General features: G+C 45.9%; 2 protein-coding genes. Both read right to left on the reverse strand.

All coding sequences use genetic code 11. The features are described from left to right. Nucleotides 1-222 (reverse strand): lipoprotein (locus tag A3729_RS34505; RefSeq protein WP_156497773.1); only part of this gene is annotated, 222 nt, incomplete at its 3' end. 78 nt (nucleotides 223-300) lie between these two features. Beyond that, nucleotides 301-614: hypothetical protein (locus tag A3729_RS32515; protein ID WP_197475660.1), on the reverse strand; the 314-nt coding region annotated here is incomplete at its 5' end.

The raw sequence follows: 614 nt of genomic DNA on the forward strand, positions 1-614 counted from the left end.
TGGGGCTCTCGTATCTCGTTTCTTTTTTTCTGCCTTATCGGAAGCAGGACTTTCCACCACTTCCGACTGATTGTGCACAGGCAAATAGAGATCACCCTTTTGGCCACAGCCTTGCACCAGTACCACACATGACATGATAAAAAGAGGCGTAAGTTTTAATCTCATACGTTTACTCACACCTCGAAATAAAGGCCGAAAAAGAATAATTTCCGAAAGGCTCATGGGAAGATACGCGTCAGCTGCCAAAAGGCAGGAATTATAACGAGTTGAAGGGCAATTGACTATTTTTAAGTACAAACCCTAACGAGAAGACTGTTTTTGTATGGCTCGATGCAGAGCCTTGTCAGCCTTTGCAAACCAGCGCAATACTTCCAGGGTTTTCGCCGAATCACTGGATGCTACGCTAAATTGAGATGAGTGATTGCTAAGCAAGACCTCCGACACCATAAGCGGCAGTCGGTCAGATACCTGCTGCTTATTAGCATAATGGATAAGCGCTTCATATTGCTGCTCTCCATGCGCGGCATTACTAAACTCCATACCCTGAAAGCTCAAGTCGCAGTTCGACTGGTAGCCTTCACTGCTAACATGAACCTGTACCTCACTCACTGCAC

The organism is Oleiphilus sp. HI0043, from assembly GCF_001634935.1.